We start from the raw sequence: 22,705 nt of genomic DNA on the forward strand, positions 1-22,705 counted from the left end.
TCCATCTTGTTGGTCCTGTTACTTGTCGTCGTCGGGGCGACGGCCGCGACCGCCGTCGGGCTCAGCGGGCGGTACTCCGACGCCGACCGGCTCCATGGGGCGCCGGCCGCCGACGTGGGGAACGCGGAGCACACCATCACGCTGCAGAACAGGACCGACAGTCGTATCTGGGTGGGCAGTAATGTCAACGCCGATGGGTCGGCCGCGTTGACCGGGCTGCCCCTTCTCGAGCCGGGGCAGTCCGCCACCCTCACCGTTCCCGAGCGTGAGGGCGCCGGGCACTGGCGCGGGACCTTCTTCGCCCGGCAGGGGTGCTCCGGTGACGACGGCAGCACCTTCCACTGCGCGGTGGGTGACTGTGGGCCGTATGTGGATCACTGTTCTACTGGGCAACAGCCCACCAGCCTGGCCGAGTTCAACTTCGATCCCAGTGACTCGCTCGCACCCTGGTACGACGTCAGTTACGTCGACGCCGTCTCCGCCGCCGTCACCATCACCCCGAACGACATGACCCCGCCCGAGACGGGGGAGTGCGCGGCGGCGGGCTGTGCCGTCGATCTGCTGTCCGCCTGTCCGGCCGAGGATCTGGTCAAGGACCCGGCGTCGGGGAAGTCCTTGGTGTGCGTCAACCCCGATCGGGATGCCAAGACCTCCTACAGCGACTTCATCAACCAGAAGTGCCCTACCGCCTATGCGTGGTCGAAGCAGGACGCGGAGCCCGGGAACCGGACGATGTACCAGTGCACCAAGTGCAGCGGTATGACCGTCACCTTCAACGGGGCGAACACTCCGAGTACTTCTGATCCCGGTACCACCACGACCAACCCGGCCACCTCCACCCGCAAGGGCGTCAGCCTCAACCCCGTCGACGGGGCCTCGCAGGCGCTCGTCGACTCCGGGGCCTCCTGGTACTTCAACTGGGCATCGTCGACCGGGAGTGTGACCAAGCCGAGCGGTGTCGAGTACGTTCCCATGATCTGGGGGCCCGGCTCCGTCACCGACGAGCAGCTCGGCAGTGCCAAGAGCGAGGGCAGTGAGCTGCTCGGCTTCAACGAGCCCGACTCCGGCTCGCAGGCCAACATGACCGTCGAACAGGCGCTGGATCTGTGGCCCCGGCTGCAGAGCACCGGGCTGCGCCTGGGCGCCCCCGCCGTCGCCTCCGGCGCCGACACGCCCGGCGGCTGGCTGGACCGCTTCATGCAGGGAGCCGAACAGCGCGGCCTGCGCGTCGACTTCATCCCCCTGCACTGGTACGGCGCCGACTTCGGCCCCGACGCGGCGAACCAGCTCAGCCAGTACCTCCAGCGCGTCCACGACCGCTACCACAAGCCGATCTGGCTGACCGAGTACGGCCTGATCGACTTCTCCCAGGCCACCCCCCGTTACCCCAGCCGGCAGGAGGAGACGGCCTTCATCAACTCGTCCACGCGGATGCTGGACGGCCTGGACTACGTCGAGCGCTACGCCTGGTTCACGCTGTCCACCACGACCAGTCCGACCGGCCTGTACGACGGTGCGACCGCGAATGCCGCCGGTCAGGCCTACCGCGAGGCCGGCTGAAGGGAGCGGAGCTTCTCCTGGATCTTCGCGGCGTCCGGATGGTCGAACTCCGCGAAGATCCCCAGGGCCTGACGCCAGCTGCCGTCGGCCGCCTCCGGTTCGCCGGCGGCCAGTTGGACGTCACCGAGGTGGCCCAGGGTGTGGCCCTCTCCCCACCGGTTGCCGATGTCCCGATGGGCGGCGAGCGCCTGCCGGTAGTACGCGACCGCGCGGTCACGGGCCCCAAGCCGGTGGTGGACCGTGCCGAGCACGTCGAGGGCGACCCCCTCGACCCACCGGTTACCGCTCTCGCGCAGGACGGTCAGGGCCTGTTCCAGGCAGTCGACGGCGTCGTCGAACCGGCCCAGTCGCTGGTAGGCGTCTCCCAGGTTGCTCAGGGCGATGCCCTCGCCCCAGATGTCACCGACGACCCGGTCGAGGGCCAGGCCCCGGCGGCTGTACTCGACGGCCTTGTCCAGCCGGCCGGTCTGGAGGTAGGCGTCCCCGAGGTTGCCCACGGCGCGCAACCTGCCGTCCATGTCGCCGAGTTCGCGGCAGACGGCGATCGACCGGTGGAAGAGCTCGATGGCCTCGTCGAAGCGGCCGTTGCTGCGCAGCGCCGCGGCCGCGTCCGCGAGAGCCTGCGCTTCGCCCCGGCTGTCCTGCGCGGCGCGGGCCGCGGACAGGCCCGTGCGGGTGGTGTCGAGCCAGTCGCCGAGGTGGCTGCGGAGGTAGAAGAAGCCCCACAGGACGGCGGGCAGGCGCCAGGCGATGCCCGGCTGTCCGGAGCCGGCGGCCTGGTGGACCGCGCCGACCAGGTTGGACCGTTCGGTCTCGCACCAGTCCACCGCCTGGTCGAGGGTCGTGAACGACAGGGGGCGGCAGGAGGCCGGCGGTGGATCGAGGGGGATGGGGTTGCGGTTCGGGGTGATCAGGGGATAGGCCGCGGCCGCCGTATGCAGGTACCAGGACAGCAGCCGCTCCACCGCCAGGTCCCGGTCCCGCGGAGTCTCCTCGGCGCGGACGCGCTCGGCGGCGTACACCCGCAGCAGGTCGTGCAGGGTGTACCGGCCCGGGAAGTGCTCGGTGAGCAGGTGGGCCCGGGTCAGTTCGACGAGCAGGCCGCGGGTCTCGCGCGGGGTGAGCCCGGCGAGGGCGGCCGCCGCGGGAGAGGACAGATCCGGGCCGGCGTGCAGACCCAGCAGCCGGAACAGCCGTGCGGCCGGCGCGGACAGGGCCTCGTACGACAGGGAGAAGACCGTTCGTACGTCGATGGTGATGTCGTCGCCCGCGAACGCGTCCAGGCTGTCGTCGCTGTCCCGCAGCTCCTCGGCGATGGCGCTGAGCGGGAAGTCCGGGTGGGTGGCGGCGCGGGCGGCGACCACGGCGAGGGCCAGTGGCAGCAGGGCGCAGCGCGCGATGATCTCGTCCACCGCCTGCGGTTCCCGCTCCAGGCGTGCAGTGCCGAGCCGGCGGGCCAGGAACTCGTGGGCCTCGGCGGGCGTCAGCTGGTTCAGCGTCAGCGGGTGCGCCCCCTCACCGGCGACCAGGCCGGTGAGCTGGTTGCGGCTGGTGACGATGACGAAGCAGCCGGGGGAGCCGGGCAGCAGCGGGCGGACCTGTTCGGCGTCGCGGGCGTTGTCGAGCAGGATCAGGACGCGACGCTCCGCGAGCACGCTGCGGTACAGCGCCGTCTGGGCTTCCAGGCCGGCGGGCAGCCGCTGCGGGGGGACGCCCAGGGCGTCGAGCAGTACGCGGATCGCTTCCTGCGAGCACATCACCGAGCCGCTCGGGTCGAAGCCGCGCAGATTGATGCAGAGTTGTCCGTCCGGGAAGCGGTCGGCGACCCGGTGCGCCAGGTGCACCGCCAAGGTCGTCTTGCCCACGCCGGCCATGCCGCCGATCGCGCTGATGACGAGGGTGGCGGGAGCGCTCCCGTCCAGCGGCAACATGCCTAGTGTCGCCTTAAGTTCGGCCTCGCGTCCGGTGAAGGTGGGCAGGTCGGCCGGGAGTTGGGCGAGGCGCGGGGCGTAGGCGGGGCGTCGGGCGGGGGGCTCGGGGGTCTTCGTCTGCGGGGCGGGTGAAGCCTGTGCGGTGGCCTCGGTGGCCGATGCGGAAGACGGTTGCGTCTCCCGGTGCCGAGGCAACTCGGAGACCGGTGATTCCTGCGGGGAACTCTCGCCCGCCGTCGACCACGGAGAAGCCCCGACGCTCAGGCTCGCGTCCGTCGCCAGTATCCGTGCGTGCAACTCCCGCAGCGGCTCCCCAGGTTCGATGCCCAGTTCCGTCACCAGCGTGGCACGTGTCCTGCGGTACGCGGCGAGGGCCTCGGCCTGCCTCCCGGACCGGTACAGGGCCAGCATGAGCAGCCGGCACAGCTCCTCCCGCAGCGGATGCTCACCGGTCAGCGACATCAGCTCCGCGATCACCTGGCCGTGGCGGCCGAGCCGGACGTCGAGGTCCAGCCGGGTCTCCAGCGCGCTCAGCCGCTCCTCGGCCAGCCGGGCCCGTTCCGACTCTGCCAGCGGGCCGGGCAGGCCCGCCAGTGCCGCGCCCGGCCATCCGTCGAGGGCGTCGTGCAGCAGCTGCGCGGCGGTGGTTTCCTCGCCTTCGGCGGCCGCCTTCGCCGCGTCCGCCGTACGGCGTTCGAACACGGCCAGGTCCAGGGCCTGTTCCAGGATGCAGGCCCGGTAGCCGTCCCCGACCGAGACGATCGTCCGGGGCGGCTCCTCCGGGCCGCGGCCGGGTTCCAGGACCTTGCGCAGCCGCGAGACATAGGTCCGCAGGACGGACACGGCGGCCGTCGGCGGCTCGACGCCCCAGACGGCGTCGACGAGTTCGGCGAGCGAGACGGGGTGCCCGCGCCTCAGGAGCAGCGCGGCCAGCACGGCGCGCTGCTGCGGCGAACCGAGATCCAGCTCCCGGTCCGCGTGCCAGGCCCTGACGGGTCCCAGCACGGAGAAGCGTAAGTCAGTCGAGTTCGCTGCGTTCACCTTGCGGACTCTAGTGACACTTCATGTGCTCAGTGTTGCCCGGGTGTTGAACTGTTTCCTTCCGGGGACGTCACGAGGCGTGACATTCAGTACGTCGTGCCTGTGACCTGTCTCACACGGTGAACTTGACCGCCTCCAGCCACACGTCGTTGGTGAGGGTGCCGCCGAAGACGTACTCGGGCCGCGGTCCGACACAACCCCACTGTCCCCAGTCGGAGTTGTGGACGCGGGCGGACTGGCAGACCTGGCCGCCGCTGCCGACGTTGATGGCGAAGCCGAGCATGTTCGGCGCGCTCTTCCTGGCGTGGCCGATGTAGATGTCCTTGCCGTCGGCGGTGTTGGCCGTCCAGTGCGGCATCCACACGCCCTTGCCGTCGGTCGAACCGGGCTTGTGGACGAAGGCGTTGGCGGCCGTACCGCCCGTTCCTCGCACCGCAATGTTGAGCGCCTTGATCGACCGGTTCTGACCCGTCGTACCGGCCACCGTGCCGTCGCACACGGGCTTCTGCCAGCCCTGCCCGGACACGTACGCGCGATAGCAGATGTGCCGTCCGGGGTCGTTCCTGGCGAGCCGGTTCACGGCGCCGGCGGCGGTGTCCGCGGCGGGCTTGGCGGTCACGGTCGCCGTGGCCGCCGGGGGCCGTACCGTCACCGTGGACGTCACGCCGGTGGCGCCGTCGGTGTGCTTCTTCCCCTTCGCCCCGCGTTTGCCCTTCCCCGACGGCGAGGCGCTGGGCGAGGGGGACAGCAGGCTGGGCGAGACGGACACGGTCGGCGTCGGCGTCGGTGAAGGGCCGTGGCTCGACGGCGACTTGGTCAGCTCGTCGCTGGCGCCGGCGGCCTTGTTCTGTCCGCCGCCCGACCCTCCGCTGCCCAGCAGCACCAGCGGTACGACGACGAGCGCGGCCACACCGAGCGCCACCGGCCCCACGACCAGGGGGCGGTGGAGCAGGCCGGCCGCCCGGTACTCGTCGTCGGACTGGCGGGCGGCGTTGGTGCCGTCGGGCTTTTGGCGGCGCAGCAGGGCGCCGCCGACGGGCGGCGCCGGCGAGGCCTGCGGCCGACCGTATGGCTCCTCGTCGTCGAGGTCGTCGTCAGCCGCATCGACGGGTGCTTCGTCGAAGTCAGTGAGTCCAGGGCCGTGTTCCAGGCCATAGCCCGCGGCATCCTCCGGTTCGCCCAGTACACCGGCAGGGCCCTGTGGGCTGCCCGGTGCCGGCGTCGGCAGCTGATCCACCAGGCTGCTCGAACCGTCGGGGGCCACCTCGACAAAGGTGACCTGTTCGACCGAGGGGTCGGAAATGGCCGCAGTCACCGCGGAGTTGCGGCTGACGGCGTGCGCGTGCAGGGCGTCGAGGATCGCCGCGTCGACGGATTCCCCGTCCGTCGCCGACACGGAGACGCCGTCGATGGTGGCCGAACCGTCGGCGCTGATGACCACCGAAAGGTACGGCGCCGGTCCCGACGCCTCCGCGAAGGGCCCGCGCTTGCTGATGTCCACCGGATGCCCGGGCGCGGCGTGCTCGTGCACCGCGCCGGGGTCGTCCTTCTCTTCGTCCCGGCTCATGCCCATCCCTTCCTGGCGTCCCGGCTTGCGAGCTACAACGGCCGCCACTGGGTGCGCGGTTCAATCCCTGTGTCAGATGGGGGCGGTGTCGCCGGGTGGCCGGTCAGCGGACTGCCCGGGAGGGAGAAGTCGTCGACCGGGTCTGTGTGACCGCGGGGCGGGTTGCGCTCCCTGAGTTCGAGAGAGGCGCCTCCTGCGTCACATTGACGGTGAGGTTGAACGTCAGCGCTCGCATGTCGGATACGGGGTTCGACGGGGCGGAGTTGACGTCAGTGCTTGCGGTGGGCGGGGAAAAAGGGTTCTGTGACACCGCTGCCTGCTGGTGGTCACTGGGCGGCACGGCGGGATGGGCGGTGCTTTCCGCGAAGTTCACCGTGGCAGAGGGGCGGTCAGAGGGCGCCGGCGGGTGGGCCGTCGTCACGAAGTCCCCCATCGTGGAGGACTGCTGGGCGTCGTCGGAGAACTCGGTTGTGGAGAACGGGGCTTCAAGACGCGAGGTCGTAGCCTCGGACTGCCGGCCCGGGGCGTCCTGTGAGTGAGTCCCCGTCCGGTCGTGATCGGTACGGCTGCCTTCGGTCGTCTGCTTGCCGGTCGAGGGCCGGTCCACCGGACGCTGCTGCGTCGTGGCCGAAGCCGGGTTCGTCTGTGACGAGGCGTCCCTGCGCGAGGGCTCGGTCCTCCGGAGGAGGGCCTCCACGATCGGCAGTTTTCCGTCTTTGTACGCTTGCCGCAGCCGAGGGTCCTGCGAGATCCGTTCCAGGGCGGCGTGCAGGACTTGCTGGAGCTCCGGGACAGAGAACCCGGCCACCTTCTCGCGTGCCGACTTCCCGGCCTCGGAGGCGCCGACGCCGCGTCCGGGCGGCGGCTGCTTCGTCAACCGGGTGCGACCGGCCGAATCTGCTGCGCGGGGGGCGCTCCTGTCAGGGGAGTACGGGCCAGGATCCCCTTTTCGGCCCTGGTGGTTCGCCTGCTCCGGCCGGCTCCCGGCGGGCGCCGCCCCACCCGAGGAGAACCTCCTTCGCAGCCACTCCCGTAGTCGGGCCAAGGCACCTGACCGGTTGGGCTGCGGCTGTGCCGCACTCGCGCGCAGATCCTCGTCGATCAGTTCCCCTGCCAGTTGCTGCGCGGGCGTCGCGGGCGGAGGCCTGGTCCACCTCGACTCGGGACGCGCCGGCCGGGGGCCCGGACTGTCGATGGCCATGCTGGCCTCCCTCTCGCCTTTCGTGAACGACACCCTTTGGGGCATGGGTTCTGGCAGGAGACACGACGGGAGGCGCAGGCGAACGGTTCAATACGGGAGGGACCCCCCGGCGGGTGGCATGCCTACGGGGTCGATATGTTCGGTACGCCCCGCCTGTCTCAGCCTTGCGCAGGCGGAGGCGGCGGCCCGAAGGGGTCGAGGACGTCCACCGCGGGCTTCTCCTTGGCCCGGTGAGCGCCGGGCTTGCAGCCGGCGAAGGGCCCCATCGGGTCCCGCAGGGAGTTCATCGCCGGTACCAGGTAGTCACGGTGCCAGTTCGCGGGCCCGCACATCCCGGAGCCGGGACCGGTCAACTCGTTCCAGGCAAGCCGAAGTCCGTGAAGCTGGGCGACCGCTTCGGGATGTTCCCACCAGCGGGAGCACCAAGGGGCTGTGGACGTGACCTCTCTGCCGTACACCGGGAGCAGCACGTGGTGGGTCCACAGGGTCAGCTCCCGCAGTGCGTGGACGTATGCGGGCCCGTCCAGGTAGAGGATGAAGTTCGGTGGGTTCGCAGGCTCCTCCCGGGGAACCGCCTTCGTCTCGGGAGCGGTTCCCCGCTCGTCGGCGGGAACCGCGACAGTCTCGGTGGCCATGGCCGTCCTGCTTCCTCTCGTCCGCTTCGGCTGGGTCGGTACATGGTCGAAACGTGCGCCCATCGCATGCGGTTCATCCGACGATCGTGACTTCGAATTTTTGAACCCTTGCCGCGTCGGGTCCGTTATGCCCCCTGACCCCACGACGGAGTCCTCGGCGACGACAAGGGAAAGGGGCGCCAGTTTGCGGAGGGGAAGCGCCGGGACGCCATGTGGGACCTGGCACTGGAGACGCGGTGGTCGCTGCGCTCCATGAGCAAACAGGAAGAGTGATATGTCAGACAGCGATTCGAGCGGGCCGTACTACTCCGCCCACAGTCAGCAGAGCACCGCAAGCCATCACAGCGCTTCCTCGTCGGGGTATCCGTCCTCCACGGGAAACAGCGGTCAGAGCTATGCCGGATACGACGCCAGTGCGTCCGGCTACGCGAGTGATTCCGAAGGGTCCGACGTCGAGGACGCCCCGTCGCACGTGGGATCCTCCACGTCGTCGAGCTCCTACGCGCACGCGAGTCAGCAGGCCGCCAGCGCGAGGGCCCAGCAGTGGAACACCGCCGCGGTGGCAGTGCCTCTGGCGGGTCAGTCCATCGCGCAGGGCATGGTGGCGCACTATGCCGGCCAGGGCAACGACCCCGCGACCGTGAGGGCCGGAAACGCCTACGGCGGCACGATCGGCGCGACCGCGATGGCACCCATGGGGGCGGTGGCGCAACAGGCCTACTACGCAGTCCAGACGCATCGGCACCCGGAAGTGACGCAACCTGCCTTCAGCCCGGGCATTGCCGCCGGAAACGCCATCGCCACGGCCGGCTGGGGAGCCTACGGGTACGGTGCCTCGGGCGACGCCGCCCAGAACGGAACCGCGCCGTACTGGCAAGCGGGTGGTGCGGCGACCGCGGCCGTCGGGCACGCGATTGCGGGGCTGTCGACCCAGCAGATGCATTACCCCAGCGCCGAGCAGCAGAACTACGGCCCCGGCCTGCCCCAGTACAACCAGCAGGTCGACCCGCGATACCTCGCGCGCCAGGCGGCACAGCAGCAGGGCGGCGGATACGGCAACTCGGCCACTCAGGCCACCCAGCACTCCGGTCGCCACCAGGGCCAAGCCGCGCAGCGGCGCGGTCGTGGCGGTGGCGGCGGTGGTGGCGGGGCGGCGTGATCCGTCCGTGCCCGGGGGCCTGCCAGTCGTGCAGAACGGCTGGCAGGCGTCCAGGCGGCAGCGCGGTCTGTGAAGTCGTGACCGCCCGCCGCCGAGCGTAGGGAGCGGCAGAGGGCCGTTCCACGGTGCTCCACCCCGGACCGGGTGGGGCACCGACCCTTTGCGCGTCCTTCGCGCCGAGCGGCTGTGCGCACCACGTGCACAGCCGCTCTTCGTGCGCTCGGCCCCCGCCAACCCTCACGCGTCCGGCCGCACCACCCCCAGAATCTCCATCGACCCCGCCGGCGACACATACACCCACCGCCCCGGACGCGGGGCCGAGATGATCTTGCCGTCGCCGATGTAGAGGGCGACGTGGCTGGCGTCGGAGAAGTAGATGATGAGGTCGCCTGGGCGCATCTGGGAGACGGGGACGTGGGGCAGCCGGGCCCACTGCTCCTCGGAGGTGCGGGGGATGACGACGCCCGCGTGCAGCCAGGCCTGGGAGGTGAGGCCGGAGCAGTCGAAGGAGTCGGGGCCCTCGGCGCCCCAGACGTAGGGCTTGCCCAGCTGCTTCGTCGCGTAGGCGATGGCCTTTTGGCCGGCCGGGGTCGCCTTGGTGGAGACCTTGTCGAGGACGCCGGTGTCCTCCCACTTCGCCTGCGCCTTGTCCTGCGCCTGCTTCTCCAACTGGGCCAGCTTGCGAAGTTGTTCGGCCCGCAGCTGTGACTCCAGGGCGCGGGCGGTCGCGATGCGTTTCTCGATCCTGTCGCGGTTGTCGTCCATCGCGCGCCGGCTCGCCCGCAGGCCCTTCAGTTCGGCGGTGGCCTCGTCCGTACGGGTGCGCAGCTCCTTGCGGGTCGCCTCCAGCGCCGTCAGCCGGTCCTGCGTGCCCTGCTGTGCCCGCTCGGCCAACGCGGCGTCGTCCAGGGCGTGTTCGGGGTCGGCAGCCAGCGCGAACTGCATCTCGGCCGGCAGCCCGCCGCCCCGGTACTGGGCCCGGGCCGCGGCACCGAGCAGCGCCTTCAGCCGGGCCTCCTGCTGCTCGGCCTGTTTGATCCGGCCGTGCAGCGCGTCGACCTTCTTCCGCTGGGCGGTGGCCTTCTCGTCGGCGGCGTTGTACTTCTCGGTGGCCACCTCCGCCTGGTGGTAGAGGTCGTCGAGCTGTGCGCGCACCTCTTCGAGGGTGGCGGGGCCGGGGGCCGCGAGGGCCGCCGACTGCGTCGTCGCCGTCAGGGCGCACAACAGGGTGAGGGCCGCCGCCGTCCGGTGGCGGTGCCCGCGCGGAATCCGTCTCATGCCGTCCGAAACTCCCTTCACAGCCGACGTGGTGACGGCTTCGTCCACACAACGGGGGTGCCGTGCACCGTGGTTCAAGGCGTCGGGGACCGCGTGAACCGGGGTGGGCCGCGGTCCGTTGTGCCCTGTCGTGGGGGCCCACGCCGATGTCGAGGACAAGGGGACGCGATGGACGCGGAGTTGGTGCTGACAGCCCTGTGCACGGGGTTCGGACTCGGCTGTCTGCTGCTCGCCGCCCGCGGGCTCCTGACGGCCGGCCGGCTGTGGGCGCGCGGTCTGCGCGTGATGGGCGTCGTCACCGCGCGTACGGCGGCCGACCGGCGGCGCGGCGGACTCGTCGCCTTCTCCGACCACCTCGGGCGCGACCTCGTCCTCGATCCGGGGGCGTACGCGCCGCTGTGCGGGCTGCCGCAGCTCGGCCGTACCGTGCCCGTGGTCTTCGTACGCGAGCGGCCCGCGACGGCCAGGCTGTGGACGGTACGGCATCTGCTCGCCCCGTCGTTCGGCTGGTTCCTGTCCTCGACCGTCGCCTTCGGCACGGCGGTGGCGGTGTCCCCGTGACACCGCCACCCACACCGACCGCCTGACCGCCGTCCTCACGCCGGTGTCGCGTCCCGCTCCCAGCGGCTCTTCTTCGCCAGCGGCACCCCGCCGGTCGCGCGGGCCGCGGCGCGGGCCGTGATGGCGTTCGCCTCGGCCTTCGCCTGCGCCGAGATGGCATCGGCGCCCGGCTCCTTGTACCAGGGGCGCAGCCGGATGAGGGCCGGCCGGATGCCGGTGGCGAGCAGGAGGGCGGTGCCCTTGGGCAGGGCACGGATCTTGTCGGGCGGCAGGATCGACTCCTGCCGGTAGGAGTACGAGCGTTGCGTGCCGTCCTTGCTGCGGGACAGGCTCGGCGTGCGCACGTCGTGTTGGCCGACCAGCGTCGAGATCTTCTGCACGAAGTCGGCGTCGTCCAGGCCCGCGCCGAGGAGCTTGACGGTCGCCGCGCTCCACAGCGCGTCCATCCCCACCTCGCCCCACACCCGGGCGCCCTGCCGGTAACTCTGCAGCAGCGTCACCACGTTGATGCCGCGGGAGCCGAAGTGCGAGTAGAGGTCGGGCAGATCGGAGATGCGGCACACGTTGGCGGCCTCGTCGAGGACCGCGGTCAGCGGCGGGTCCAGGCGTCCGCCCATGCGCTCCGCGGCCACCACGCCCGCCCGCATCGTCGCGTCCGCGAGGCCCGCGATGACCCCGGCCGCCGAGCCGCCGCCGTCCTTGGACAGCAGGTAGAGGGTGTCCGTGCCGACGACATGCCGGTCCGGGCGGAACTCGGGGAGATACGGATCCGGGGTGACCCAGGCGAGGATCTCCGGGTCCAGGAGACAGGACACGGTCTGCCGGGCGGTCTCGTAGATGCCGTCCCGGGTCTCCACGGCGCCGCGCACCGTGCCCTGCAACTGCTCGGCCATCGCGATCAGCCCGGCGTCGCGCAGCAGGTCGATCGGGGTGCGGTCGGCGGGGTCGGCGAGCCAGCCCAGCAGGGCGGTGACCGGGGCGCCGCCGCGCGCCGAGGCCAGGAAGAGCGCGGTGAGCGTGTTCTGCGCGGCCGAGATCCAGAAGTCCTTCTTCGCGCTGTCGTCGTTGACGGACGCGACGAAGTGCCCGGCCAGCCGGCGGGCGCCCTCGATGGTGTGGCAGTCGCCGAGCAGGTTCCACCACATGGCGCGCTCGGTGTGGGCGATGCCCTGCGGGTCGAACGTCCACACCCGGCCGGCCTTCGCGCGTTCGGCGCGGGTGACGGCGTAGACGTCGGACTTGTTGGAGGTCAGCAGGACGGCGCCCTGGGCGCGCAGGACGCGGGGGACGGCGATGCCGGTCGACTTGCCGGCCCGCGGGGCCATCAGGTCGAGTTCGACGTCCTCGTAACTGCTGCGCAGCTCGGGCCCCTTGGGGTCGAGGTCGCCGAGCAGGTTGCCGGTCTCGTCGGGGTGGAGTTCGTCCCGGCCCTTGAGGCCGGGGCGCAGTTCGCGGGCCCGGGCCTCGATGCCCTTGGGGCACATGCTCGCCAGCTCGCGCCGGCCGGCCAGGCCCTTGGTGCGGCCCGCCCGCGCCAGCAGCAGTCGTACGACGACGACCGCGGGAACCGCGATCAGGGCGAGCAGGCCGAACATCCCGCCGTAGACCGCGGCCGGCGGGGTGCCCGGCCACAGGTTCCCGGGTCCGTCGCCGACGAGGTGCGAGGCCGTGGAGAGGGCGAACGGCGGCGCGTCCCAACCGTGTCCGGTGATCCCGGCGCCCAGCGTGCCGCCGGCCCAGCCCACGGTGAACACGGTGAGGGAGGCCGCGGCGACGGCCGCGATCGCCCACGGGGCGAGGTCGTGGACGCCGCTGGTCGAGGGCGCTCCGCCGGTCATGCGGTCCACCTCCCGGGCAGCTGCCGGGGTTCCTCCTGGGCGGCCCGCGCGACCTGCGCCGCGGTGTGCGCGACGGCCTGTTCCACGGCCGTCTCGTTGGGTGTCCAGCGGGTGTTGGTGTTGTGCAACCGGCGTTCGGCGTCGGTGATGGCGACCTTGATGGGGATGCCGGGCCGGCCGCCGACCTTGATCAGGAAACGGCCCCGGCCGGGCGGTTCCTCGTGCTCGCCGGAGACGCCCCAGCCGGGCGGCGAGGACCAGGACGACACCAGCTCGATCTCGCGCCGGGACAGGCCCACCACCTTGCCGAGGTCCTCCATCTCGGCCTTCGGCAGCCCCGCGCAGACCACCATCCCGGCCCGTTCGACGAAGCCGCGGGCCTTGGCGCGGTCGGAGTCGGTGCCGAGGGCCTCGGCGTCCTTCAGGGTGTGGGTGATCTTGGCGTCGCCGAGGCCCAGGGACCGGTTGAGGCGGGTCAGCGCGTCGATGCGGTCGACGATGCCGGAGGCGGCCCGCAGCGGGCGCCACAGTTCGTCGAGGACGGTGAAGAACCAGCGCCGGGGCGCCAGCCCGGCGTCCGCCAGGGCGTGCGAGGCGGCCACCGTGCCCAGCCCGTCCGACCAGGCGGCGAGCATCGCGGCCGCGGTCAGCTGGGTGTCGGCCTCGCCGATGCCGGAGATGTCGATGCACACCGCCGGCGCGTCCGGGTCGATCCGGGTCGAGGTCTCGGAGGCGAAGGTGTCGCCCAGCGGGCCGTCGAGGATGCCGAGCAGCGAGCGGTGCAACGGGTCGACGGCATCCCGGTAACGGGTGTCGTCGCCGCGGTCGAGGGTCACCGCCCGCACCCGGTCGGGCCCTTCGGTGAGCACCCGCAGCAGGTCCGGCAGCAGCGCCGGGCGACCCTCCGGGGTGCGCTCGCGGATGTGGTGCAGCACGGCGGAGAGCACGGACTGCTCGTGGTCGTCCATGGGGCGGCCGCGCACGATGGTGACCAGCGCGGCCACCATGTTCAGCACGCGGCCGTGCGTCTCGGCCTTCAGGACCTCGCCCGCCTCGCCGCCGATCCGCGCCGCTGCCGCGCCCATCGCGCCCGGGTCCAGGACGTTGATGCCGCCCCGGCCGCGCCCGATGGAGATCACCTGGCCGCCCAGCGCGCGCACGGTGTCGGCGTAGTCGGGCTTGAGGTCGCCGAGCACCAGCGGTACGACACCGGTGGCGCTGAGCCCGATCAGCATCCGGTTGACCAGCGTGGACTTGCCCAGGCCCGGCATGCCGAGCATGAACAGCGACGGGTTGGAGATGTAGCGGGCCCGCGTGAACCAGTTCAGCGGGTCTCCGCACACGGTGGCGCCGGTGAACAGGTGCTGCCCGAGCGGCACTCCGGTCATCGGCGACCCCGAACCGGCGGCGAACGGCCACATGCCGCAGGCCTGCACGGTGGTGGCCCGCCACATGGTCGGCGGATCCATGTAGCCGACCCGGCCGCCGCCGGGGCCGTACCAGCCGCGCGGCGGGATGTAGAGCTCCTTGGGGCGGGCGGTCTTCTTACCGCTGTCGGCCTTCTTTCCCCCCGGCTTCTTCTCCGCCCAGGACGGGTCGAGTTCCGCCAATGACGCCGCCGAAGCCGCCCCCGCCGGTGACCGCCACGCCGTCTCCTCGGCGAGCCGGTCCGCCCGCTCCGCCTTCTTCTCCTGGCTCCGGCGGCTCACAGCGCCTCCTGCAGCTCGTGCGGGATCAGGGTCTGCTCCCACGGAAGGATCCCGGCGGGCAGCGTGCAGGCGAACGCGGCCGCCTGCATCCGGTCCGCCGGCCGCATCAGCACCCGCGAGGCAGCGGTCAGGTTCCGTACGGCGACGGTCGCGTCCGCCAGCTGGTCGATGTCGTCGACGGTGACCGTCAGCATCAGCGAGAACTCCACGAGGCCGGCGCCCGACGCCTCCTCCGCAGCGGTCTGCTCGGCCGCCCGCATCTCCGAGGCGGCCCGCGCCTGCACCATGCCCCGCCCCGACGTGGCCATGAACTGGGCCGCGCGCCGGTCCGCCTCGACGATCCGCGCCGAGGTGGCCGGGTCGATGGGCCGGTAGACCAGCGCGACCCGCTTGCGGCGGGTGCCGGGCGACGCCTCCAGTAGACCCCGCAGCACCGAGGACCGTACGGTGCCGCGCGGCGCCAGCGTCAGCAGCCAGGTCCGGGACACCCCGGAGTCGTGCTGGTAGCTGCCCACGGTCTCCACGGCGGCGGCCGGCCCGGCGTCGTCCCACTCCAGGCCCGTACCGCCGTACGTGGCGCGGGCGTCGAGGACGTCGGCGGCGACCGCGGGGTCGTAGGCGACCCGCACGACCTCGGCGATCCGCTCCGCCGACAGCGGGTACGCGGCCCCGCCGCCGGCCGCGACGAGCCCGCTGAGCAGGCCGGGGATCCGGATGGCGAGGTCGGTGATCACGTCCTCCTTGCTGCGCTTCTGGCCCGCGGGCATGCCGTAGGTGAGGGTGACGTAGGTGTGCATCTCCGAGGAGGCGGTCGGATAGCGCTCGACGACCTCCTCCATCACCGCGCGGGCCGCGGGCGGTGCGTCGGGGCGGATGCGCGGCAGTACCTCGTGGGCGAGGGTGGTGCCCGGGTCGGGCGCGGTCTCCACGATCAGGGAGGCGCCGCGCAGCCCGGGCTCGTGGGACAGCCGGGCCAGCCACTCGCCCCACAGGGCGACCCACACGTCCACCTGGTCGGGGTCGACCAGCGAACCGCCGTCGGGATCGCAGCCCAGCACGATCGTGTACAGGTTGCGCGCCGGGTGGTGCAGGACGCCGAAAGGACGGTCGTAGGCGTCCCGGCCCTCGATGGCAGCCACCTTGTTCAGCAGCCCCGGCGGGCGGAACCGGCCGCCCGGCCGGGCGGACAGCGGCCCGGACACGTACAGGTGGGCGCCCTTGGCCTTGCGGCTGCGCCAGCCGATGCGCAGGGCGAGCAACTGGTAGACGTTGCGCCCGTCCTGGGTGCGCAGGGCCAGCGGCGTCAGGAACAGCACGACCGGGACGAGCACGACCAGCGCCGCGTACAGCGAGATCAGGGAGGCGAGCAGGGTGACGACGAGCCCACCGAAGACACCGAACGTGCCGACGAGCCCGAGCGGTCCGAGCCCCGGCCGCCGTGGCCGGCGCCAGTTCCCGTAGGTCGGATGAGTCACGGCTTCCGTGGACATGGGGTCCGGACTTCCCTTCATGAGGTGAGGTGATGGGGCTACGGCGCTGGGCCGGGGGAGTCGGTGACGGGGAGGGCCGCCGGACTCTCCGGGGGGAGCGGGAGTCCGGCGGCCCGTTCAGGGGACGGCACGCCCGGGGGGCGGGCCGCCGCCGGGTCAGCGGTGCGGGCTCGGGTTGTGGCCCTGGTCGCCGTCGGCACCGTCCAGGGAACCGGAGGCGGCTCTGCCGAGAACCTGCGCCGCGGTCACCGCCGCGGCGACCGCCACACCGGCCGGTCCTCCGGCAGCCGCCGCGGCCCGGCCGGCCCCGCTCGCCGCGCCTCCGCCGCCGGCAGCGGACCCGCCGCCACCGGCCGGGCCGGACTTGCCGCCGCCGGAGGATCCGCCCGCGCCGTTGGCGCCGGACGAACCGGAGCCGCCCGACGCGCCGGACGCGCCGCTCGGACCCGACTGGCCCCGGCTGCCGGAACCGCCCCCGGCGCCGCCGAGCGACCGGGCGCCGCTGGCCAGGCCGCCGCCCACCGACTGCATCGCCCCGGAGTACGCCGAACTGCCGCCGAGGGCCGCGGTGGCGGGCACCACGAGCTTCAGCAGCGCGGGCAGGGCGACCGCGGACAGAAGCATTACGCCGATACCGGCGATGCGTTGGTTGACGGCTGTCTCGACGGCGTCCTTGGAACCGGCCTGCCCCTGGTTGATCATCGCTGATCCGGCGTAGAGCACGAGCGCCGCCGCGGGCTTGTACAGGAGCCAGGCGATCATCCAGCCGATGTGCTTGCGCCACCAGCCGGCCCCCCAGTCGGTCATCGAGGCCGCCGCGGCCAACGGGAGGGTGCCGAGGAGCAGGATCATGACGCCGAGCCTGATGTACATCAGGATCGTCTGGATGATCCCTGCGATCAGCAGCAGGAAGGCGAGGACGAGGAGCAGGAACGGCTCGATCCCGGCCTGGTCGGAGCAGTAGCCGACCGAGTTCAGCGTGCCCTGCGTGCTCTGGTTGAACAGGTGGCTGGAGTAGCTGTCCGCGACATCGGCGGCGGCCATGACGATGGTGGTGGCCGCGCCCGAGACGAGGATGACCCGCAGGATGCCCTTCAGGGCGGTCGTACCCGCGGTGCCGCGCCGTTCCACGGCCATGCGGGCGGAGGCGAAGAGCAGCGAGCCGACGGCGAGGTAGACCACCAGCCACTGGGTCTGGCCGTTGACGTCCTTCGAGACGGTCGTCCCGGTCAGGGTGGGCACCCTGGTGATCAGGGCCGCGTACACGGAGACGGCGCCGTTGAGGATGGTCTTGGCGATCAGGGTGACGATGGTGCCGATCGGGTCGCCAAGGAAGTCGAAGAAGCCCTTGGCGAAATCGAGGAGCGGGCTTCCGGTCGAACAGCCCATGTCACACCCCCCACAGGACGAAGCCGTTGGTGTTGCCCTGGATGGTCGTCACCTGTGAGTGCAGTGAACCGTCGGCGTTCGGCACGACCTTCCAGTCCCCGTTGCTCCAGCGCACGAGGACGGCGGTCGCCGCGTAACCCTGCCCGGTCCGGAGCAGCAGCCTGACGTTCGCCGCGTCTGCGGTGTACGAGGTCACGGAGAAACCGGCGTACGAGGCGACGGCGGTGTTACCGGCCTGCTCGGCGCTGTCTATGTCCGCGACGGTCTGGCGCTGGATGGAGAACAGGTCCCGGCCGTGCCCCGCCACGACCTGCTGCCGCGCGACGGCCCGCCAGTCGGACCCGCTCATCCGGGAGGGGATGACGGTGGCGGCCAGCACCGCGCCGATGGGCGTGTGCGCGAAGCACCAGCGCAGGGACCCCGTCGTCCGGGTGGGCCCGGCCGAGCCGGAGACCGGCACGCGCGCGATGCCGAGCGTGTGCCAGCTGATGTCCTTCGGCGCCGACTCGGGCAAGGCGTCACCCCCGCTGTCATCGGTGTGGCAGCCCAGGGGCCGGCCGCCCCGCGAGGCGGAGGTGCCGGACAGCGGGCCGTCGGAGACCGCCGCGCCCATGCGGTCGCCGCCGGTGTCGTGCTCCGAGGTCAGAGCAGTGAACCCGCCCGCCAGCACCACGACGGCGAGGAACCCCGCCGACAACTGCCAGTTGCGTTGCTTCCAGTACGGCCCGGACTCCTCGGTCCGACGCTGCCTGCGCATGAGCATCACGACGTCCGCCGGCTCAGTTGAAGACGAAGCCGACCAGCGGCCCGGCAGTGGAGACCAGCACGCAGCCGCCCAGCACCATGCCGAGGCGGCTCATGTGCTCCGAGCTCTCGCCGCGCTTGAGGGAGACGGCCATCATCGCGCCGGTGATGAGCACGCCCAGCACGCCGGCCGCGGTGCCCGCCCAGGCGACGATGCCGAGGACGGTGTTGACCTTGGCAGCCAGGTCACCGGGAGCGTTGCTCGTCGGCTGGGGCACGGTGGAGGCACCGGGCGAGGGCGCGGCGACGATGACGTTGGCGGCTTCGACAAGCAATGAGGACATTCGGATCTCCGAGGAATCGGTGCCCCGCGTGAGCGGTGGGCGAAGGGATGGCTGTCGATCGGAAAGGTGCGGGACAGGCCTACGGCCCGAGGAGGGACAGGTCGCCGAGGAACGCGACGAGCGGACCGGCCGTCGTGGCGACCAGACAGGCCAGTGCGACGTAGAAGACACCGCGGAAGTGCGCGCCGCCCTCGCCCGGTTCACCCCGGTTGAGCTGCACCGCCATGTTGATGCCGACGACCATCAGCCCGAAGACACCGGCGGCCGAGACGCACCAGGCGAGGGCGTTGATGATCGTGTGCGCACCCTCGGGCGGGGTGTACGTGTCGGCCAGGAACCGGGCGACCGGCAGGGCACGCGTCATGACGCGGCCCCCTCGGCGTACAGCTCGCTTCCCACCAGCTCGGCGAGCCTGTCGAACTGCCGGGGCAGGACCTTCGGGCTGCCGCCGGTGCGCCACGCCGGTATCCACGGCACGCGCTGCACCCGTGCGGCCGATCGCAGCACACGGACCCGGCGCAGCAGGCCGAGCGGCAGCCGGCCGGGGGCGTCCGCGACGAGGACCACTGCCAGCAGTTCCAGCCCCTGCGGGGCGCGGCCGTCCTGCAGCGAACCCAACGCCTGGGACACCGACCGCAGTCCGCGCGCGCTGGTCCGCCCGACCAGGACGACCCGACGCGGCTCACCCCGGGACGGGTCGGGCCAGCGCGCCCCCACGTCCACACCGCCGAGCACCTCGACCAGCGAGGTCACCCCGGCGCCGCCGTGGGCCTTGACCCAGCCGACCTCGTTCCGCGACCGGCCCCGGGCCGCCCTCGGCCGCCGGGGCTCACTCCAGGCGTGCTCGGCGGCGGGGGCGGCGGAGAGGCGCCGGGTGCGGGGCTGGACGGCGGGCTGACCGCCGGTGCGGGTGGAGGCGGGGGTGGTGGCAGGAGGCGGGGCCGCCGCAGTCGCGGGGGCTGCAGTCGGCTGCGCGACGGCGGCCGCCGGCTGTACGGCAGTGGTGGCCGCGGCGTGGACGGGGACCGCGGACACGGTGGCCGGTACCGGGACCGGCGCCGGTGCGACGCCGACGCCGTGGCCGACGTGCGGGGGCTGCACCGCCGGACCGGCGCCCTCGCTCTGGGGTGCGGAAGGCGGGGGAGCGGGCTGCGGGGACCTCGGCCCCCGCACCCAACCTCCCCGGCCCGACGGCGTCGCCGAAGGTGTGCCCATGTGTGCCCCGCCCCCCTCTTGCCTCGTACGTCCGCTGCTCTGACTCATTTGGTTTCCACCGTTTTGAACTTATTTGTTCTGGAGCCCGTTTCGATCTGCCGAGCCCGACGGACAGCACAACGGGCCGTCCAGGCACAGCGGTTCAAGGCGAGGGGAAGAAGGCGGACACCCATGGGCGTGGAGACGGGCGAGAAGGGCGGCCCCGCGGCACCGGCACCGGTTCAGCCGGACGAGGAGGGCCAGTCGAAGGCCGTCAGGAACACGGCGATCGCGGCCGGCGGCGCGGGCTGCCTGCTGTTCCCGCTCGGTCTGGCCGGCGGGACCGTCATCGTCATCGTGTTCTGCGGGTTCGGGGTCCTGCTGGCCCCGCTGATCGCGATCTACCTGCTCTTCCACGGCATCTTCGGCGGCGGTGGCGGGGGCGGCGACGTACCCGGCCCCAGCGACGCGAGTTCGGTGCTGGCCGTCTTCCAGGGGGACGGCCACGGCGACCTGGACACCTCCACGGTCCCCGAGGACCTCGTCGACCCGATCCAGAAGGCCGGCCAACTGTGCAGCGCCATCGGGCCGATCGTGATCGCCTCCCAGATCGAGAAGGCGTCCGGCTTCAACGCCTCCCTGGTCGGCCCCGACGGCAGGCAGGGCATCTCGCAGCTGCCGCCCGACGTCTTCACGAAGTACGGCAAGGACGACGACGACAACGGCAAGACCTCCGCGCTGGACGCGAAGGACTCGATCATGGCGCAAGGGCGCTACATCTGCGCCATGGCCGACGAGGCCCAGAAGATGATCGACGCCAACGAGGCCACCGGCAGCGTCCTCGATCTCGCCCTCGCCGGCTACGACGTCGGGATCGACGCCGTCCGCGCCGCCAAGGGCGTGCCCAGGACCGCGGAGGCCCAGGGCTATGTCGCGGCCGTACGCGCCCAGTTCGCCAAGTACGCGGGGGTCGCCGCCATCCCGTCCGGGACGCCCACCCCCACCGGCATCCAGACCTCCCTGCCCACCGCCGTCCCCACCGAGTCCCTCACCCCCACGTCCACTCCCTGAGGAGGAACGCCATGGACCGCTACGAGGTGTACATCTCCGACGAGGGACTCGCCGCGATCGACGGCGAACCCCTGGTCCCCGAGCCGGGCCAGTCCGTGCACGAGGCCGTCCTGGACCGGCTGCAGCGGTACGCCGCCGAACGCGCCGAAGCCGTCGAGGCAACCGTGAACGACAGCCCCGATACCGGCCACTTCGTCCTGGAGGTCGCCCCGGACGGCTCCAGCCGGGTCCTCGCCTCCGCGGGAACACCGGAGCTCGATGAGGGGGCCGAGGACGAGCCGGACAAGGATCCCGAAGCGGGATCCCGGGTCGAGTTCGGGCCGGTTGCCGAGCCGGATTCCGCGACCGGGCTTGAAGCCGGCTACGAGCCCGAGCCGGAGGGCAAGGCTCATGCCGGAGCCGGAGCCGGAGCCGGAGCCGGAGCCGGAGCCGGAGCCGGGGCTGGGGGCGATGTCCGCGAGCTGAAGACGGAGTTCGGCGCCGAGGCCGGAGGCGGGGCCGCGGCCGGAGACGGCCCCGAGCCGGAGTCCGAGATCGCACCCCACGACGACTTCGCCCTCCCCGCCCGCCGGCCCAGGCCCGCCTCCCCCCTGGGCTCGGCTGTCGCGACCGCCGTCGCCCGTGCCACCGCCGCCGCGCGGGCGGCCGCCGAGGGCCGGGCGGCCATCCCGAGCCCGGCCATCCCGAGCCCGGCCATCCCGAGCCCGGTCGGCCCGAACCCAACCGCCCCGAACCCAACCGCCCCGAACCCAACCGCCCCGAACCTGGCCACCACCTCCGTGCCCGCCGTCGTACTTCCCGCGGAACTCGCCGGACCCGTCGGTCGTATCCACGCTCTCGCGACCGTCGGCCGGCTGGACGAGGCGCACCTGCTCGCCAACCGGCTGCGTGAGAGCCTCACCGAGGAGGCGGGCGCCGAGGATCCGCGCGCGGTGGAGGCGCGGGCCGTGGAGGCCTACATCGCCCACCTGCGCGGCGACCACCGGGAGGCCACCGTGCTGGCCCTGGCCGTGGCGAGGATCCGGTGCCGGGCCGGGGACCGGCGGGCGTCGGAGGAGGTGGCCCGGGCGGCGGCCGCCTGGCAGCGGATCGACGACGACCGCGCCGCCGTGGCGCACGGCCGCGAACTGCTGCACATGTGGGACCGGTTGCACCGCCGCGGTCTGCTGGCGTCCGAGGACGCGGAACTCGCCGACCGGGTCCGCAGACGCGTCGACGCTCTGGAGGCCGCCTACGTCTGACCACGCCCGCGCCCTCCCTTGACGCCCGCGACCTGCGCGTATATCGCCCCGTCCATCGTGTGGACCGATCGTCAATCACCGTGTGGCCCGCTCGTCGAACGAATGTGCATCGACCGTCGCGACACTCCGAGCTCCAGGCGGCCTTCGCCCCCGTCCGCGGACCGGGGCAGGCCGCCCCGAGGAGCAGGAGCACACCATGAACGTGACGGTCATCGGATCCGCGAGCGCGGTCTCCCCCGAGGAACGGGCGCTGCGGGACCTCTACCTGGAACACGGCCCGGCGCTCTACTCGTACGTACTGCGCATGCTGGGCGGAGACACCCACCGCACGGAGGACATCCTCCAGGAGACCCTGCTGCGCTGCTGGAACAAGCAGACCCTCGCCGACAGCGAGGGCATGGCGGTACGCCCGTGGATGTTCCGGGTCGCCCGCAACCTCGTCATCGACGCGCACCGGACGAGGACGGCGCGGCCGACGGAGATCAGCGGCAACTCCTGGCTGAGCGACATGTCCGCCGAGGTCGACGACATCGAACGGATGCTGTCGTCGATCGTGGTGCAGGACGCCTTGCGGTCGCTGACGCCGGCCCACCGCGAGGCGCTGCGGGCGACGATCTTCGCGGACCGCACCACGCAGCAGGCGGCCGAGGCACTGGGCGTCCCGCAGGGCACGGTGAAGTCGCGGGTCTACTACGCCCTGCGCAGCCTGAAGGCGGCACTCGAGGACAGCGGGGTGCGCTGAGCGCCCGCGC

18 protein-coding genes are annotated in these 22,705 nt (G+C 72.3%); 6 read left to right on the forward strand and 12 right to left on the reverse strand.

Annotated features, from left to right (window positions below; all coding sequences use genetic code 11):
• The first annotated feature begins 9 nt into the window (after window positions 1-9).
• Window positions 10-1,560: a glycosyl hydrolase gene (locus ACQF4J_RS32105; RefSeq protein WP_427167427.1), complete on the forward strand. Its 1,551-nt coding sequence runs from the start codon at window positions 10-12 to the stop codon at window positions 1,558-1,560.
• Here ACQF4J_RS32105 and ACQF4J_RS32110 read toward each other — a convergent pair.
• The 3 genes from ACQF4J_RS32110 to ACQF4J_RS32120 form a co-directional block, all read right to left on the reverse strand.
• Window positions 1,542-4,496 carry an AfsR/SARP family transcriptional regulator gene (locus ACQF4J_RS32110; RefSeq protein WP_427167428.1) on the reverse strand — a complete coding sequence of 985 codons (2,955 nt, stop codon included), beginning with the start codon at window positions 4,494-4,496 and terminating at the stop codon, window positions 1,542-1,544. The genes ACQF4J_RS32105 and ACQF4J_RS32110 overlap by 19 nt on opposite strands.
• A 148-nt stretch (window positions 4,497-4,644) precedes the next feature.
• Window positions 4,645-6,099 carry a hypothetical protein gene (locus ACQF4J_RS32115; RefSeq protein ID WP_427167429.1) on the reverse strand — a complete coding sequence of 485 codons (1,455 nt, stop codon included), beginning with the start codon at window positions 6,097-6,099 and terminating at the stop codon, window positions 4,645-4,647.
• A 1,359-nt stretch (window positions 6,100-7,458) separates the two neighbouring features.
• The gene (locus tag ACQF4J_RS32120; protein WP_427167430.1) at window positions 7,459-7,935 is read right to left on the reverse strand and encodes a DUF4913 domain-containing protein; all 477 of its coding nucleotides are present in this window, start codon (window positions 7,933-7,935) and stop codon (window positions 7,459-7,461) included.
• 274 nt (window positions 7,936-8,209) lie between these two features.
• Here ACQF4J_RS32120 and ACQF4J_RS32125 point away from each other — a divergent pair, with 274 nt between their 5' ends.
• Window positions 8,210-9,094: a hypothetical protein gene (locus ACQF4J_RS32125; protein WP_427167431.1), complete on the forward strand. Its 885-nt coding sequence runs from the start codon at window positions 8,210-8,212 to the stop codon at window positions 9,092-9,094.
• Window positions 9,095-9,331: 237 nt separating this feature from the next.
• Here ACQF4J_RS32125 and ACQF4J_RS32130 read toward each other — a convergent pair whose 3' ends face one another.
• Window positions 9,332-10,372, reverse strand: coding sequence for an NlpC/P60 family protein (locus tag ACQF4J_RS32130; protein ID WP_427167432.1), 1,041 nt, complete (start codon window positions 10,370-10,372; stop codon window positions 9,332-9,334).
• Between the two features lie 168 nt (window positions 10,373-10,540).
• Between ACQF4J_RS32130 and ACQF4J_RS32135 the strand changes: the two genes are divergently transcribed.
• Window positions 10,541-10,933, forward strand: coding sequence for a hypothetical protein (locus ACQF4J_RS32135; RefSeq protein ID WP_351572362.1), 393 nt, complete (start codon window positions 10,541-10,543; stop codon window positions 10,931-10,933).
• A gap of 35 nt (window positions 10,934-10,968) precedes the next feature.
• Here the strand turns inward: ACQF4J_RS32135 and ACQF4J_RS32140 are convergent, their stop codons facing one another.
• From ACQF4J_RS32140 to ACQF4J_RS32175, 8 genes are all read right to left on the reverse strand, one after another.
• On the reverse strand, window positions 10,969-12,771 hold the full coding sequence (locus tag ACQF4J_RS32140; RefSeq protein ID WP_351572365.1) for a type IV secretory system conjugative DNA transfer family protein: 1,803 nt from the start codon (window positions 12,769-12,771) through the stop codon (window positions 10,969-10,971).
• Window positions 12,768-14,240: an ATP/GTP-binding protein gene (locus ACQF4J_RS32145; RefSeq protein WP_427168651.1), complete on the reverse strand. Its 1,473-nt coding sequence runs from the start codon at window positions 14,238-14,240 to the stop codon at window positions 12,768-12,770. Before ACQF4J_RS32145 ends, ACQF4J_RS32140 begins: the two co-directional genes overlap by 4 nt.
• A 236-nt stretch (window positions 14,241-14,476) precedes the next feature.
• Complete coding sequence (locus tag ACQF4J_RS32150) at window positions 14,477-15,970, reverse strand: SCO6880 family protein (protein WP_427167433.1); 1,494 nt, start codon at window positions 15,968-15,970, stop codon at window positions 14,477-14,479.
• A 156-nt stretch (window positions 15,971-16,126) separates the two neighbouring features.
• Window positions 16,127-17,359 (reverse strand): hypothetical protein, encoded by a 1,233-nt coding sequence (locus ACQF4J_RS32155; protein WP_351572374.1) that lies wholly within the window; start codon window positions 17,357-17,359, stop codon window positions 16,127-16,129.
• A gap of 1 nt (window position 17,360) precedes the next feature.
• Window positions 17,361-18,116 (reverse strand): hypothetical protein, encoded by a 756-nt coding sequence (locus tag ACQF4J_RS32160; protein ID WP_351572377.1) that lies wholly within the window; start codon window positions 18,114-18,116, stop codon window positions 17,361-17,363.
• 22 nt (window positions 18,117-18,138) lie between these two features.
• Window positions 18,139-18,447 (reverse strand): hypothetical protein, encoded by a 309-nt coding sequence (locus ACQF4J_RS32165; RefSeq protein WP_351572380.1) that lies wholly within the window; start codon window positions 18,445-18,447, stop codon window positions 18,139-18,141.
• A 79-nt stretch (window positions 18,448-18,526) separates the two neighbouring features.
• Window positions 18,527-18,811 (reverse strand): hypothetical protein, encoded by a 285-nt coding sequence (locus ACQF4J_RS32170; RefSeq protein ID WP_351572383.1) that lies wholly within the window; start codon window positions 18,809-18,811, stop codon window positions 18,527-18,529.
• On the reverse strand, window positions 18,808-19,548 hold the full coding sequence (locus tag ACQF4J_RS32175; RefSeq protein ID WP_427167434.1) for a hypothetical protein: 741 nt from the start codon (window positions 19,546-19,548) through the stop codon (window positions 18,808-18,810). The genes ACQF4J_RS32170 and ACQF4J_RS32175 overlap by 4 nt, the downstream gene beginning before the upstream one ends.
• A 285-nt stretch (window positions 19,549-19,833) precedes the next feature.
• Here ACQF4J_RS32175 and ACQF4J_RS32180 point away from each other — a divergent pair, with 285 nt between their 5' ends.
• The 3 genes from ACQF4J_RS32180 (at window position 19,834) to ACQF4J_RS32190 (ending at window position 22,695) form a co-directional block, all read left to right on the forward strand.
• Window positions 19,834-20,712, forward strand: a complete 879-nt coding sequence (locus ACQF4J_RS32180; protein WP_351572389.1) for a lytic transglycosylase domain-containing protein — start codon at window positions 19,834-19,836, stop codon at window positions 20,710-20,712.
• A gap of 11 nt (window positions 20,713-20,723) precedes the next feature.
• Window positions 20,724-21,953 (forward strand): hypothetical protein, encoded by a 1,230-nt coding sequence (locus ACQF4J_RS32185; protein ID WP_427167436.1) that lies wholly within the window; start codon window positions 20,724-20,726, stop codon window positions 21,951-21,953.
• Between the two features lie 196 nt (window positions 21,954-22,149).
• Window positions 22,150-22,695 (forward strand): sigma-70 family RNA polymerase sigma factor, encoded by a 546-nt coding sequence (locus ACQF4J_RS32190; RefSeq protein ID WP_427167437.1) that lies wholly within the window; start codon window positions 22,150-22,152, stop codon window positions 22,693-22,695.
• Window positions 22,696-22,705 lie beyond the last annotated feature (10 nt).

Origin of the sequence: Streptomyces sp. C1-1, from assembly GCF_050214755.1 — a bacterium.
In the GTDB taxonomy this organism is placed as follows: Bacteria; Actinomycetota; Actinomycetes; order Streptomycetales; family Streptomycetaceae; genus Streptomyces.